This is a genomic window from Sphingomonas sp. PvP018 (assembly GCF_017876865.1).
Taxonomy (GTDB): Bacteria; Pseudomonadota; Alphaproteobacteria; order Sphingomonadales; family Sphingomonadaceae; genus Sphingomonas; species Sphingomonas aerolata.
In genome coordinates, this window is record NZ_JAGIOU010000002.1 from 105,785 (window position 1) to 118,661 (window position 12,877).

Annotated in this window: 12 protein-coding genes; 10 read left to right on the plus strand and 2 right to left on the minus strand. The window is 61.7% G+C overall.

Annotated features, from left to right (window positions below; genetic code table 11):
• Positions 1-37: 37 nt before the first annotated feature.
• The gene (locus J3A66_RS18590; RefSeq protein ID WP_209570656.1) at positions 38-385 is read left to right on the plus strand and encodes a hypothetical protein; all 348 of its coding nucleotides are present in this window, start codon (positions 38-40) and stop codon (positions 383-385) included.
• 266 nt (positions 386-651) lie between these two features.
• Here J3A66_RS18590 and J3A66_RS18595 read toward each other — a convergent pair whose 3' ends face one another.
• Entirely contained in the window at positions 652-1,833 is a 1,182-nt protein-coding gene (locus tag J3A66_RS18595; RefSeq protein ID WP_209570657.1) for an NF038122 family metalloprotease, read from the minus strand.
• Positions 1,834-2,071: 238 nt separating this feature from the next.
• Here J3A66_RS18595 and J3A66_RS18600 point away from each other — a divergent pair, with 238 nt between their 5' ends.
• Entirely contained in the window at positions 2,072-3,565 is a 1,494-nt protein-coding gene (locus J3A66_RS18600) for a sulfotransferase (protein WP_209570658.1), read from the plus strand.
• A gap of 326 nt (positions 3,566-3,891) precedes the next feature.
• The gene (locus J3A66_RS18605) at positions 3,892-4,482 is read left to right on the plus strand and encodes a DsbA family protein (RefSeq protein WP_334010961.1); all 591 of its coding nucleotides are present in this window, start codon (positions 3,892-3,894) and stop codon (positions 4,480-4,482) included.
• A 943-nt stretch (positions 4,483-5,425) separates the two neighbouring features.
• Here the strand turns inward: J3A66_RS18605 and J3A66_RS18610 are convergent.
• A complete protein-coding gene (locus J3A66_RS18610; RefSeq protein ID WP_209570659.1) occupies positions 5,426-6,355 on the minus strand; it encodes a LysR family transcriptional regulator in 930 nt (309 codons plus the stop codon).
• A 195-nt stretch (positions 6,356-6,550) separates the two neighbouring features.
• Between J3A66_RS18610 and J3A66_RS18615 the strand changes: the two genes are divergently transcribed.
• From J3A66_RS18615 to J3A66_RS18645, 7 genes are all read left to right on the plus strand, one after another.
• Entirely contained in the window at positions 6,551-7,870 is a 1,320-nt protein-coding gene (locus J3A66_RS18615) for a cation:dicarboxylase symporter family transporter (protein WP_209570660.1), read from the plus strand.
• Positions 7,867-8,427 carry a hypothetical protein gene (locus J3A66_RS18620; protein WP_209570661.1) on the plus strand — a complete coding sequence of 187 codons (561 nt, stop codon included), beginning with the start codon at positions 7,867-7,869 and terminating at the stop codon, positions 8,425-8,427. The genes J3A66_RS18615 and J3A66_RS18620 overlap by 4 nt, the downstream gene beginning before the upstream one ends.
• Positions 8,428-8,437: 10 nt before the next feature.
• The gene (locus J3A66_RS18625) at positions 8,438-9,256 is read left to right on the plus strand and encodes an SDR family oxidoreductase (RefSeq protein ID WP_209570662.1); all 819 of its coding nucleotides are present in this window, start codon (positions 8,438-8,440) and stop codon (positions 9,254-9,256) included.
• 115 nt (positions 9,257-9,371) lie between these two features.
• Positions 9,372-10,199: an amidohydrolase family protein gene (locus tag J3A66_RS18630; RefSeq protein ID WP_245337154.1), complete on the plus strand. Its 828-nt coding sequence runs from the start codon at positions 9,372-9,374 to the stop codon at positions 10,197-10,199.
• Positions 10,199-11,149, plus strand: coding sequence for an SMP-30/gluconolactonase/LRE family protein (locus J3A66_RS18635; protein ID WP_209570664.1), 951 nt, complete (start codon positions 10,199-10,201; stop codon positions 11,147-11,149). The genes J3A66_RS18630 and J3A66_RS18635 overlap by 1 nt, the downstream gene beginning before the upstream one ends.
• A 20-nt stretch (positions 11,150-11,169) precedes the next feature.
• A complete protein-coding gene (locus J3A66_RS18640; protein ID WP_209570665.1) occupies positions 11,170-11,961 on the plus strand; it encodes a substrate-binding domain-containing protein in 792 nt (263 codons plus the stop codon).
• Positions 11,962-11,982: 21 nt separating this feature from the next.
• Positions 11,983-12,864 (plus strand): alpha/beta hydrolase, encoded by an 882-nt coding sequence (locus J3A66_RS18645; protein WP_209570666.1) that lies wholly within the window; start codon positions 11,983-11,985, stop codon positions 12,862-12,864.
• Positions 12,865-12,877 lie beyond the last annotated feature (13 nt).

Consider the following 12,877-nt stretch of genomic DNA (forward strand, 5'->3'; position numbering starts at 1 on the left):
GCCGGATGAACCAGCTGCCGGATATGGAGTTCCAGAAATGACTTTAAAATCCCTCAATCTGCTGGGCTCCGCAGCTCTAATCGCGGTCGCTGCGATGGGGTTTCCAGCCAGCGCCAGCGCCCAGACTGTTAACGACGAAATCCGCTGTGTGATGGTAAGCAATGCCCTGGTCGCCGGATCGAAGAACCCTCGAGGGCGCCAGATCGGGGCGTCGGTGGGTGCCTATTTTATGGGGCGGCTTGACTTCCGTCCGCCAGCCCAAGTCAAAGCCGCTCTTGTCCGGCAGAACCGGCGAATCCCGGGCAAAGAAGCAGAGGCTGTAATGAACGCCTGCGCCGTTCGTGCCACCAAGGCCGAGGCGCGATTGAGGTCGCTTGCAAAATGACCTGTTAAAACCTGGCGGGACCGCGTCGTCCCGCTTAACGGCCCACCCCGCTGTTATAGTGCGAAAAACTCGCCCGGGGGCTGATCGTTAGCCTCGTTAGTCTGCCGGGAAAACTTTGGCGGATCGTTCTTTATGTCCGATCACGAAGCTCGGCCTGCGCCCCTGTTCTTTTTGCAGGTCAGATAGCCAATACATACCATCGAGGACACGACGGCCGAATTTGAGCGGCGCACAACGGCATGTCGATGTGCGTCGCTCGGTTGCGATTACGATGCAGTTTTGAATTGAGTACGCACCGCGATTTTGCGCGCTCGTCGCCGCATTGCCCCGCCGGCAAGCCCGAACCCAAAGATCATCATCGACCACGTCGACGGCTCGGGGACACTAGGCGCAAACTGGCTGTAGATCGCCGCCGTCGACACCGACCCGTAGGCCAAGGCGTCCTTGCTCAGATTCCAGCCCATTGCGTCGTACGCCGCCAGATCAAGGCCGGTAACTTCGCCTGTTTGGCCATAACAGAAAGTCGGATCCATGATTCCGTTGCCCACGCTACAGGCTTCTGCGTCCTCCCAGTGCGACGCCTGTTGCCCGTCACCATTGTAACGACCCGTCGAAAACGTGTTGTCGAAGAGCGCGCTATTGCCGCCATTGATCGAGAAATACTTCATCCCCCCGACCGAGAGATCAAGTGACGGAGCCGACCCCAACAGGATGTCGGTTGGATCGGCGCTGTACCGGAACATGTCCAGAGCGCTGTAAATCGACGTATCGTTCAGGCTGTAACCCAAAGCACCCGACCCTGGGCCGTCGCCGATCCCGTAGACGTCAAGTAAGTCAACCCCCGAGACAAAGCCCAACGCATGACCGATCTCATGAATGGCCACCCCGATAAAGTCGAAAGTGTTTGCTGATATGCCGTCGGTTGGATCGAAGTCGAAACCAAAATCGCTGCTGAACGTCACGTTACCGTCGCGGGTCGTCGATGACAAACCGGTATCGCCGCCAATCGCCTTGATGACCGACGTATTCAGATACAATGTCCGGCTGCTTGTTGTCGCCCCATTGTTGTACGCCAGTTTGCCCAAATCATCGTTGATCACACCGTCGACCGTCGTCGTACCGTTAGTGATGAAGCTCGCCGCGCCGCTGGTCAGCGTCGGAAGCACGATGTTCTGATCGATATACGATCCGCTCTTTGTCGAATTGACCCCCGCTTCCCAGTTCGCGATCGAATAATCTGCTCGCGTGCTGCCGGTCGATCCGATGATGCCGGGTCCAAGCGCGGAAAAGCCGACCCCCAGATTGATGACGGCTGTATTGGTGAACATCGACCCCCAATAGGAAGCCGCAATCTGGAAGCCCATTTCCGATTTGGAACCAGTTACGCCGCCCAGATCGATGAGGTTAATCGTGGCAGCGCCTGCAGGAGCAGAGATCAGGGCAATCATCGCCGCGCCGTACCCGAAAAGACTTTTAGCCCGCATATTCACACCCCAAAAATATGTCCGAAGCGTCGTCCACGGCGCTTATGATTAACAGCATGTTAACTCAATCCTGTTGACCGGCAGCGGCTTTGTCAACGCCCAAAACCATGTTTGCACGGTTGGGTCAGTTGTGTGATTTAAATGCATCGGCCATGCACAGAAGGGCGTGGTTTCGGCGCCATGAGAGGATAGACCAGCGACAATGCCCGCAACCATAAACTTGAAGTTGACGGCGAGGCTGGCGCAATTGAAAGCAGCGCTGAGCCGGCGTGATCGCGTGGCGACGAATCGCGCCGTGGTAACACTGCTTGATGAGCAAGCCCCAATCGGCGAGCATTGGAAGACAATTTCGCATCTAATGCAGGTCAGTGGCGAATATACGCTGGCACTTCGCGCAATCGATGCATTTATCGCTTCAGCCGCCAACCCGGCTATGGCGCGATATTCAAAGGTCGTGCTTCTGACACAGGCCCACCGGCAGCAGGATGCGCATGATCTATTGATCCAGCTTCCCGAAAATGTACCTGACCGCGCAGGCCATGCCTATGTTCTGGGCAACATTGCGCTGACGCTGGGGCATTCCGACGCCGCGCGCGGGCATCTTCTCAATGCGCTGGAACATCGCCCCGGGTGGGGACCCGCCTGGCTCTCGCTCGCCAGCACGGGAAATCTTGCAGAGGATAGGATGGCCGAACAAATGCTCGCCGAAGCTGCTGCCGCTGAACGCCAGGGTCCCGCCGACCTGGCCCGATATTGCTACGCACGTGGTAAGCTGCATGCCGACCGCAAGGATCCGGCAGCCGCGTTCTCGGCCTATTTGCGAGGTGCCGCGTTGCTGAAATCAGAGACACCGTATAGTCGTGACGCCAACGCCGCCAATGCACTTTCCGCGATGACGGGCTTCGATGCGGAATTCTTCAAGCGAATGCAAACGCATGCGACCGCCGATACCGACCGCCCGATTTTCGTCACGGGCCTGCCTCGGTCGGGGACAACGCTTGTTGAACATATACTTGCAAGCCACAGTCAGGTGCACGACGGCGGAGAACTTAACGTCATCCAGCATGTAGCCGTCACTGCCGGTGGCGTATCAGGCCACGCCATTGATCAATATCTCGCCGGGGGCGGCACGCTTATCGCGCTCGGCGAGCTGTACCTGCATCTGCTGACGGAGCGCGCCGGATCTGCCGGACGGATCGTTGACAAAACCATCGATGCCAGTCGCTACCTAGGCCTAATCGCGACGATCTTCCCCAACGTCCCGCTCATCTGGATGCAGCGCGATCCACTGGATAACGCGTGGTCCTGCTTCCGTACCTTCTTCATTCACGGAGTCGGGTGGAGTTTCGATCTCGACGACATTGCGCACCATTTTGAACTCGAGGCAAAACTGATGGCCTTCTGGAAGCGACGGCTTGGTGACCGACTGTTGATCGTTCCCTTTGCCGACATGGTGGGGAAACCGGCACTCTGGACGTCGAACATTATTTCGCATTGCGGACTTGGCGAGGAAGATGCGGTGCATACGCCACATCTCACCAAGCGCCGCGTCAGTACCGCCAGCGGACTTCAGGTGCGTCGTCCTATAAATACGGATGGACTTGGCGTGGCCGAACCCTATCGCTCATTTTTGCGCCCTTTTACTGATGCGATCGCGAATTGTACCGGACCCATTGATGCAAGAGGCTCGATCTGAATCAGGCTATGTAAGGAGGCCGTAGATGAGCGACGTGTACTCGCCGACGCACAAGCAAGGCCGGCCCCGGCAAAATATTGCGGCTAAACATCTCCCACTGCCGCCCGAGCCAATTTGCAATTAGCTGGCCGAATGCCGGCCCAAGGCTCATTCGGCTCATGCAACGGGACACGACCGCTGCTCATCGGCGCGCAAGTGGTAGCCGGGGCCATCGATCTGCCGACTTTACGCCGTCTAGTCGCAGCGGCTTTCAGCAAGCCTCGGACGAGCTGAATATGCCAGAGCCACTTAATCGGAGGCAGGCGGTAGGGCTTGGGGCTGTCGTCGTGGCTGGCTGGGCAGTCGGGCAGGTGCTGCGTCGCACGGCTCCAATCGGTCGGGATGTTGGGGCGACCGCCGACCTGATCCTGACCAGTGGAAATTCACCCGAGCAAGGTCCAGCCGATGCGACGCTCCGGCTTGCCGTCTTCACCGATTACCGCTGCCCCGCCTGCCGTCATGCCTTCCACGCTTTGGAAGAGGCGGTGGAACGCGATAGCAAGGTTAGGGTCATCTATAAGGACTGGCCGATCTTCGGTCCACCGTCCGAACGTGCTGCGAGCATCGCGCTCGCCTGTGCCGAACAGGAAATCTATCCGGCCATTCATCGCCAACTGATGACCGACAGTCGTATAATCGACGACGACATGCTGCGAGACGCCGTTACCAGTGCTGGAGGGGACTGGCAGCGCGCGACGAAGTGGCTTGCTTTACATGCAGAAGTCGTCGCCGCGCGCTTGCGTGCAAACGGCCAAGAGGCCTATTCGATCGGTCTGACCGGCACCCCGGGCTATCTTGCCGGACGTATGCTGGCGATGGGAGCGATCGAGACAAGTGACTTTAAACGGCTGTTTGCGCGGGCGCGAGCGGACGGCTGATGATCCGGGAAGATGCAAACATGATCGAACGCCCTGTCGGAAGAAACACGTAAGTCGTAACATGCAGGATCGGCGATCGCGTCTTGAGACGATCAAGAGGCTGTCGTCGGAGGATATCCTTCTGTCGTGCACGAGTCAGTGACGACAGGTCGACCTTCTCAGATACGCTCCTGACCCAAGTATTTATGTCCGACATTTTGAGTGACGTAGATCCTTCCGCGACGAAAACGGTTGCCCGGATTTATGACGCGGGGTGTGCAACATGCTCGCCTAGCGGACGTTAATGGCCGTGTCTAAAGTGCACGGCGAACCAGGGAACGGCGCATGGAAGTAAACACCGAGGGCGAAGACACGGGCTCAGAACGACGTGAAATACACTTCCTTGCGGCCCTATTGGACGAGTTGATGCGAAAGATGCTCGCAGCCGGCGCTCTGACGCAAGCCGACTTAAACGAGATAGAATCAGCCGCAGCTAAGCGGGTCGGTGGGCAGCCGCGTGCTTGGTAGTTTCCGGCTTCTCCCAACACGGCAGTGATGATCTTTGCAAACTGTGACGAGGTATTCCCGATCAGCTTTGTGATCGAGCGAAAGTCTGCGCCAGCAGGTAGCTTAGATGGCGTAAAACACCTGTTTGTCGCATGATCGTGATTCCGGCGGGGTTTTTCACATAGTTGCCCACGAGCTAGGGTCGTTGCTCAGGCAGTACGAAGGACGGGAGGCCCCGGTCCCAGCCAGCGCCGCATTACAGGCAAGCGACGCAGCAGGACCCTTTCGACTATCGTCACGGTCAACAGCGTCACGCCGAACAGCGGCATGTAGATCCCAAATCCGACGATCGTTGCGACCAACGCGGGCCGGTAGCGTGGGCGCGCCGATGGCACCGGAGCGCCGAACAAACCCGTCGGTCTCCTCCGCCACCACATAACCCCGCCTGATACGGGGTTTAAACGCTGCCGTGCTTTATCCAGGTAGCCATTTTTTGCCACTGCCCGTGTTGGACAAGTGACCTTAGCTCTTCTGTTTGAAGAGCGATCCAACTTTGCATCAGGGGCGTGACACGTTGATCGCGCAGGCGAGCTATTGATACAGACGACCGAAGGGCCGGGCGCTCAATCGGCAAAGCGCTAAGGTGGCCCGCATCGCGGTCCTGCCAGACCGCGGCATGCGCGATAATAGAATAACCGTCGCCTCGTCGCACCAGCGCCTTTGTCAGCATCACGCTGTCGGCTTCGAGAACGACGTCGAGGCGGACGCCGTTCTGCGCAGCAGCCTGTTCGATCAGCCTGCGATTGCTGTGTGGCAGTGCCGGGAGTATCAGGGGAAGGCGTTCGAGATCGCCGAAGCGAACCGCAGTACGCTGCTCGTTCGGAGGCCCCACAAGCATCATCGGTTCGGTGAAAAGCGGCTGCAGGTCGAACGCTTCCATCAGCGGCTGGTTGTACGCGATCGCGACCTGTACGCTGCCGTCTAGCAGCCAGGCCTGGAGTGAAGTGCTGAGCCCCTCGCGAACGTGAAGCAGCACGTTTGGCCACAGCGCGCGAAATCGAGCAATTAACTGCGGCCCGATCACCTGACCGATTGCGGGGGTCAGTCCGACCGCTAAATGCCCGCGTTCGGTGCTGGTCTCGCTGCGAACATGATCGACGGTGTCCGCCACGTTTTGCAGCATCACCTCGGCACGATCGAGCAACCGTGATCCAGCTGCGGTCAACGCGACGCCACGACCGTGGCGGATCAGCAACGCGACGCCCAACTCTTCCTCGAGCTTCGCGATCTGTCTGCTGAGCGCGGGCTGCGCGATGTGCAGTTCCTCTGCCGCTCGGCTGAAACTGCCCGCGTGGACAATGGCCGTGAACGAGCGGAGTTCTTTCATGTCCATATCACCTGATATGCCGGATCGGCATGGACTGCCATAGAAAAACGGTTTTTGATCTAGCTCGCAGAACACCGTACCAATTCATCCAGAGAGAAGCGGCAGTAGACCGCACATCATTGCACCCTCATCCATCGCGGTGCTGGGCAGTGGACAATCGACGGGTGACAACCCGGAACCCTGGAGAGGCGCGTCTTGAAGCATCTGAAGAAACTTCACGTCCAGGTGCTGATAGCACTCGTTCTGGCAGTGATCCTCGGGCTGGTAGCGCCGACCTGGGGCACGGCTATGAAGCCGATCGGGCAAGCCTTCATCGCGCTGCTCAAGATGATGCTCGCGCCGATCATCTTCCTGACCCTTGTTCATGGACTGACACATGTCTCCGACATGCGTGCGCTGGGGCGGATGGGCATCAAGTCGCTGGTGTATTTCGAGGTCGTCAGCACCATCGCGATGATTTTCGGTCTCGTCGCGGTCAATCTACTCCAACCTGGCGTCGGCTTGCATGCCACCGACCTTGTCGAGCCTGCAGCTGCGGTCAACGCCGGCAAAATCGCACCTGTCGACTTCTTTCTCCACATCATCCCCCACACGCTCGTCGACGCTTTCGCCACAGGCGACATCCTGCAGGTGCTTCTGATCTCGCTGCTCGCGGGCATCGCGATCAACCGCGTGTGTGGTCCAGACTCGCTGACGGTGCGCGGGATCGACGAAGCGCAGAAAATTCTGTTCAAGATGCTGAGCTTCCTGATGAAGCTCGCACCGCTCGGCGCATTCGGCGCGATGGCGGCCGCGGTTGGCAGTAATGGCGGCGAGACGCTCTTCTACCTGTTGAAGCTGATCGGCGTTTACTATCTCGCGTCCGCGCTCTTTGTCTTCGTCTTCCTCTGGGCAATCGCCTGGGCAATCGGCTTGCCGTTCCTCCCAATGCTCCGCCTCATCCGCGAGGAGATCCTGCTCGTCTTCGGCACCGCCTCAGGGGAGGTCGCCTTCCCGCGGTTGCTGGAGAAGCTCAAGAAGAGCGGGTGTGATGATGTTGTCGTCGGGTTCGTCCTCCCGGCAGGGTACAGCTTTAATCTCGACGGCACGTCGATCTACATGGCGGTCGCAATCGGGTTCATCGCACAGGCGACCGACACGCCGTTCAGCCTGTGGCAGCAAGTCGGATTGCTCGCCATCCTGGCGCTGACGTCGAAGGGCGGCACGACGGTGGCTGGGGGCGCGTTCATCAAGCTTGCCGCAACGTTGCAATCGGTGCGTACGCTGCCCCTCGGTGGTCTGGGGCTGCTCTTTGGTATCGACCGGATCATGGCGACCGCGACCGCACTCACCAACATCGTCGGCAACACGCTGGCCGTGTTCGTGATTGCCCGCTGGGAAGGCGGTTTCAACCCCGCCGCCTTTGAGGCCGAAACCGGCCATGCTCCAGGGCGGAGCCTCCTGCGCGGGCCGGCAAGGCCGATCGAGGGCCCCGCCGCCTCCACTAATAATCCCGAAGCAAAGGCTATCACATGACGCGTCTTCCTCCCATCGATCCGGCGCGTCTGTCCGAAGCGCAGCAGCCGATTTACGATGCGATCGCAACCGGCCCCCGCAAGGGCGTCCGCGGCCCGCTTGCCATCTGGCTGCATCGGCCTGAACTGGCTCAAGCTGCGCAGGCGTTGGGGCGCTACTGCCGGTATGACAGCAGTGTGCCGGCACGATTGTCCGAGCTGACCATCCTGCTGATGGGCCGTCATTGGCTCGCCGAATATGAGTGGGCGGCCCACAAGCCGTTCGCGATTGAGGCTGGTCTGTCGGTCGACGTGATCGACGCAATCCGCGACGATCGCGAACCGCCATTCGAGGCGACGGACGAGCGGCTAGTTTATCACTTCGTGCGCCAGCTCCACGCAGAGCGCCAGGTCGACCAGGCGATTTACGACGCGCTCAAAGCCGAGATCGGCGAACTTGCGATCGTCGATCTCGTTGGGATCGCCGGATATTACACGCTCATCTCCATGACCATCAAGGTCTTCGACGTGCCCGCGCCGGTCGGCGTCGCGCCCGAACTGCCTGTGTCACTCACTTGAGGATTATCACATGACCGACACGCTCGTTCCCAACGACCGGCTGAAGGACAAGGTCGCGATCGTGACCGGCGCAGGCTGCGTCGGTCCCGGGTGGGGCAATGGCCGCGCCGTCGCCGTCCTCTTTGCCAATGCCGGTGCCCGGATCTTCGCGGTCGACCGCGACCTCGCGGCGATGGACGAAACCCTGCGCCGCATCCGCGAGGCAGGCGGGGAGGCAACGCCCTACGCCTGCGACGTCACCGACAACGACGCTGTCGCGGCGATGGTGGCCGCGTGCGTCGATACCTATGGCAAGGTCGACGTGCTCGTGAACAACGTCGGTGGTTCCGCCGCGGGGGGCGCAGTGGCGCTGGCGGAGGATCGCTGGGACGCGCAGCTCGACCTCAATCTCAAGAGCGTGTTCCTGACCACCAAGCATGCCATTCCCGAGATGGAAAAGGCCGGCGGCGGCGCGATCGTCAACACCGCGTCGACTTCGGGCATCCGCTTCACCGGATCGCCGCAGGTCGGCTACGCGGCGAGCAAGGCCGCGGTCATCCAGTTCGGTCGCGTCACGGCGGTCGAATATGCGCCCAAGGGCATCCGCGTGAATACGGTCGTGCCGGGGCAGTTGCACACCCCGATGGTCGAAGCGCGGCTCGCCGGGCAGCGCAGCGGCGGCAATGTCGACGCGCTGCTGGACAGCCGGCTGAAGCGCATTCCGCTTGGTTTCATGGGCGACGGCCGCGACACTGCGCAGGCGGCACTCTTCCTCGCAAGCGATGAGTCCCGCTTTGTCACCGGCACGGAAATCGTCGTCGATGGCGGCATGACCGCACGGTGCGACTGATCCGATGATACCGGACCGCCCGAGCCGCCGCGACCTTTTGACCGGTGCAGCCGTCGGTGTCGCTGCTGGACTGCTCGCCGGTTGTGTTGAGGCAACGACCCAGCAAGGACTATCGATGAATTCGACCAGCATACCGAGCGGAGCGTGGGATTGTCACACCCACATCTATGGCCCGTTCGACCGTTATCCGCTGCCCGCCAACGCCGCGTACACGCCACAGGCGGCACCCTTCTCAGCGCTGCAAGCGCTGCATCGGCGGCTCGGTATCGCGCAGGGTGTGCTCGTTCAGGCGGCCCCCTATGGGACCGATCACACGGTGATCATCGACGCGATTGCGGCTAGCGGCGGGCGGTATCGCGGAATCGGCGTGATCGATGCCACGACCACTGATGCGCAGCTCCAGCAGCTGCACGACGGCGGCATTCGCGGCATTCGCTTCAATCTGATGGGTCATCTGCCTGGCAGCCGCGATCCCGTGGCGCTGCGCCGGACAGCCGAGCGCGTTCACAGCCTCGGCTGGCACGTCCTGGTGCATGGCGAAATGCCGGTGCTGATCCCCGTGCTCGAGCAATGGACGACCCTGGCGACGCCGTTGGTGATCGACCACATGGCGCGGCCCGATCTGACCCGTCCGGTGGATCAGGCTCAGCTTGCCGCGCTGGTCGCGCAGCTGCGCCACCCCGGCCGCTGGATCAAGCTGTCGGGCGTCGATCGCGCGATGCAGGGTGCCGCCACGCCGTGGCCGCAGGCAATCGGGCACGCTCGGATGCTGCTGGAAGCTGCGCCAGATCGCGCGATATGGGGGACTGACTGGCCCCATCCGAACATCAAGGGTGCCGCACCGGACGACGCTGCCTTGCTCGCGTTCATCCTCGACGTCTGTGCGACCGACACACGGGCGCAGGCGGTCCTGGTCGATAATCCGGGCCGGTTGTACGCCTGATGTCGGCCGCCTTCGCCACAAGCATTGCCCCCCCCGTTCGCGTGCCCGACCCTGCGGTCCGGGTGATCGATCCGCGGTTCGAACGGTATCGACTGCCGCATGCGCGGGTCGAGCGGCTCGCGGGTGGGATGCGCTGGGCGGAGGGACCGGCGTGGATTGCCGACGGACGCTATCTGCTCGTCACCGATCTGCCTGAGGACCGCATTCTGCGCTGGGACGAGACGACGGGCACGATGTCGGTGTTTCGGCAGCCGGCGGGTCAGGCGAACGGCCTGACGCGCGATCGCAACGGGCGGCTGATCGCGTGCGAACATGCCGGTCGTCGCGTGACACGGACGAACCATGACGGCAGCGTCGACGTGATCGCTGAGCGCTTCAAAGGGCAGCTGCTCAACTCCCCTAACGATGTGGTGGTCGCGCGCGACGGCGGTGTCTGGTTTACGGATCCGCCGTTCGGTTTGGCAAGCGATTACATGGGGCGTCGGGGCGGGGCTGAGCTGCCCGCCAATGTCTACCGTATCGACCCGGTGAAGGGTGCGCTGACCTGCGTTGCCGAGGATTTGGCTGGGCCCAACGGACTGGCCTTCTCGCCCGACGAACGCGCGCTTTACATCGTTGAGTCCCGCGCACGACCACCGCGCATTGTCGCCTATGCGGTGGCATCCGACGCGACGCTTTCGGACCGCCGCGTTCTTATCGACGCCGGCGAGGGGACCCCCGACGGTCTGCGCGTCGATGTGGACGGCAATCTTTGGTGTGGCTGGGGTGCGGGGACCGCGGAGCTCGACGGGGTGCGCATCTTCGCGCCCGACGGCACCGCGATTGGCCACATCGACCTGCCCGAACGCTGCGCCAACCTCTGCTTCGGCGGAGCGCGGCGCAACCGGCTTTTCATGGCCGCGACCGGGTCCCTTTACGCACTCTACGTCAACACCGCCGGGGCCGCTTAAGAGCCCCAAGGAGAGGAATAATGAAACCATTCTCGACACTGCGCGGTCTCGCGATCGTCTCTGCACTTGCGCTGCCGCCCACCGCAGCCTCCGCCGAAGTCATCGACATCGTCGCCACCGGTGCATTGCAGGGCGCGATGCAGAAGCTGAAGCCTGCCTATGAGAAGGCGTCCGGCAACACCTTGCGCATCGTCTGGGGGCCATCGTTCGGCCCGTCGCCGGAATCGATTCCGAGCAGGCTGAAGGCGAAGGCGCCGATGGACCTAACGATCGGCAGCGTCGAGATGATCGAGACGCTATCGGCCGATGGCTATTTTGCAGTGGCATCGCAGCGGCCGATTGCGGAATCTCGGATCGGCGTTGGCGTCCCTGCCGGCAAGCCCAAGCCCGATATCCGGACGGTAGAGGCAGTGAAGCAGGCGCTCCTGAAGGCCAACAAGATCGCGTATTCTCAAGGGGCAAGCGGGGTCTTCATCGGCGGTACGCTGCTACCCAAGCTCGGAATCGCCGATGCGGTCAAGGCCAAGACCGTCATTGCAGAGGGCAAGCAATTGGTCGGTACGCTGCTCGCCCGTGGCGATGCCGATCTGGGGATGCAGCAGGTCAGCGAACTGCGTGTGACGCCCGGCGTCGACTATGTCGGTCCGCTGCCCGAAGCGATCCAGAAGGTAAGCACGTTTTCGGCGGTCCTCGCCGCCCAGGCGCCGCATGAAGCCGCAGCGCGATCATTCCTAACCTTTCTAACGAGCGCGGAAGCCAGGCCGTTGCTGACGGCGAGCGGGCTCGAACCCGTCAAACCGCAACGCAAATAACAAGAAAATCGGAGAGAGATCATGAAAAGCATCACCCGTCATTTCGCCCCGATCGCGATCGTCGCGATGGCCGTTGCGCAGCCGGCCGCGGCACAGCGCCTTGGTCACGAACTCGTTCGACACGATGACGTCCAGATCGATGTCACCACCCAGGGCAAGGGGCCGGTGATCGTCATGCTGCCATCGCTCGGTCGGTCCGGCCGCGACTATGACAAGGTTGCGGCGCGGCTCCAGCAATCGGGCTTCCGGGTCCTTCGGCCGGAGCCGCGTGGCATTGGCCGCAGCAAGGGGCCGATGGAGAAGCTGACGGTCCACGACTTTGCGCGCGACGTCGCAGCTGTGGTCGGACATGAGAAGGCGGGCCCGGTCGTTGTCGTAGGCCACGCCTGGGGGAACTTCCCCGCGCGCCAGCTCGCGACCGATCGTCCCGATCTGGTGCGCGGCGTGGTGCTCGTGGCTGCGTCCGCGGGCAAGGTACCGCCGGGGTCAGGCGAGAAGCCCATCAATGCGGAAATGCGCGAGGCGATCGACGGACCGAGCCATACCGAACTTCCGGAAGCCAAGAGGCTGGAATATCTTCGAAAAGCATTCTTTGCTCCAGGCAACGATCCGCGCGTCTGGCTCGGCGGATGGCACAAGGAAACCCACGACGCACAGGGGTACGCGCGCAACAACACGCCCGTGGATGACTATTTCGCCGCTGGCACCGCGCCGATCCTCGATCTCCAGGCGCAATATGACACGGTCGCACCACGGCGGTTCTCGGGCGTGTTGAAGAGCATGCTCGGCGACCGGGTCACGGTGCAGGTCATCCCCAATGCGGGGCATGCCATGGCGCCTGAACAGCCCAAGGCCATGGCCGACGCGATCGCCGGGTTCGCCCGCAAGGTCTACGCCAAGTAGCGTTCCTGCTGCC

What these genes read in the sequence shown, in the direction of transcription:
- J3A66_RS18590 (WP_209570656.1), top strand. Translation starts at nt 38, where the DNA reads ATGACTTTAAAATCCCTCAATCTGCTGGGCTCCGCAGCTCTAATCGCG.
- J3A66_RS18595 (WP_209570657.1), bottom strand. Translation starts at nt 1,833, where the DNA reads ATGATTGCCCTGATCTCTGCTCCTGCAGGCGCTGCCACGATTAACCTC.
- J3A66_RS18600 (WP_209570658.1), top strand. Translation starts at nt 2,072, where the DNA reads ATGCCCGCAACCATAAACTTGAAGTTGACGGCGAGGCTGGCGCAATTG.
- J3A66_RS18610 (WP_209570659.1), bottom strand. Translation starts at nt 6,355, where the DNA reads ATGAAAGAACTCCGCTCGTTCACGGCCATTGTCCACGCGGGCAGTTTC.
- J3A66_RS18620 (WP_209570661.1), top strand. Translation starts at nt 7,867, where the DNA reads ATGACGCGTCTTCCTCCCATCGATCCGGCGCGTCTGTCCGAAGCGCAG.
- J3A66_RS18625 (WP_209570662.1), top strand. Translation starts at nt 8,438, where the DNA reads ATGACCGACACGCTCGTTCCCAACGACCGGCTGAAGGACAAGGTCGCG.
- J3A66_RS18630 (WP_245337154.1), top strand. Translation starts at nt 9,372, where the DNA reads ATGAATTCGACCAGCATACCGAGCGGAGCGTGGGATTGTCACACCCAC.
- J3A66_RS18635 (WP_209570664.1), top strand. Translation starts at nt 10,199, where the DNA reads ATGTCGGCCGCCTTCGCCACAAGCATTGCCCCCCCCGTTCGCGTGCCC.
- J3A66_RS18640 (WP_209570665.1), top strand. Translation starts at nt 11,170, where the DNA reads ATGAAACCATTCTCGACACTGCGCGGTCTCGCGATCGTCTCTGCACTT.
- J3A66_RS18645 (WP_209570666.1), top strand. Translation starts at nt 11,983, where the DNA reads ATGAAAAGCATCACCCGTCATTTCGCCCCGATCGCGATCGTCGCGATG.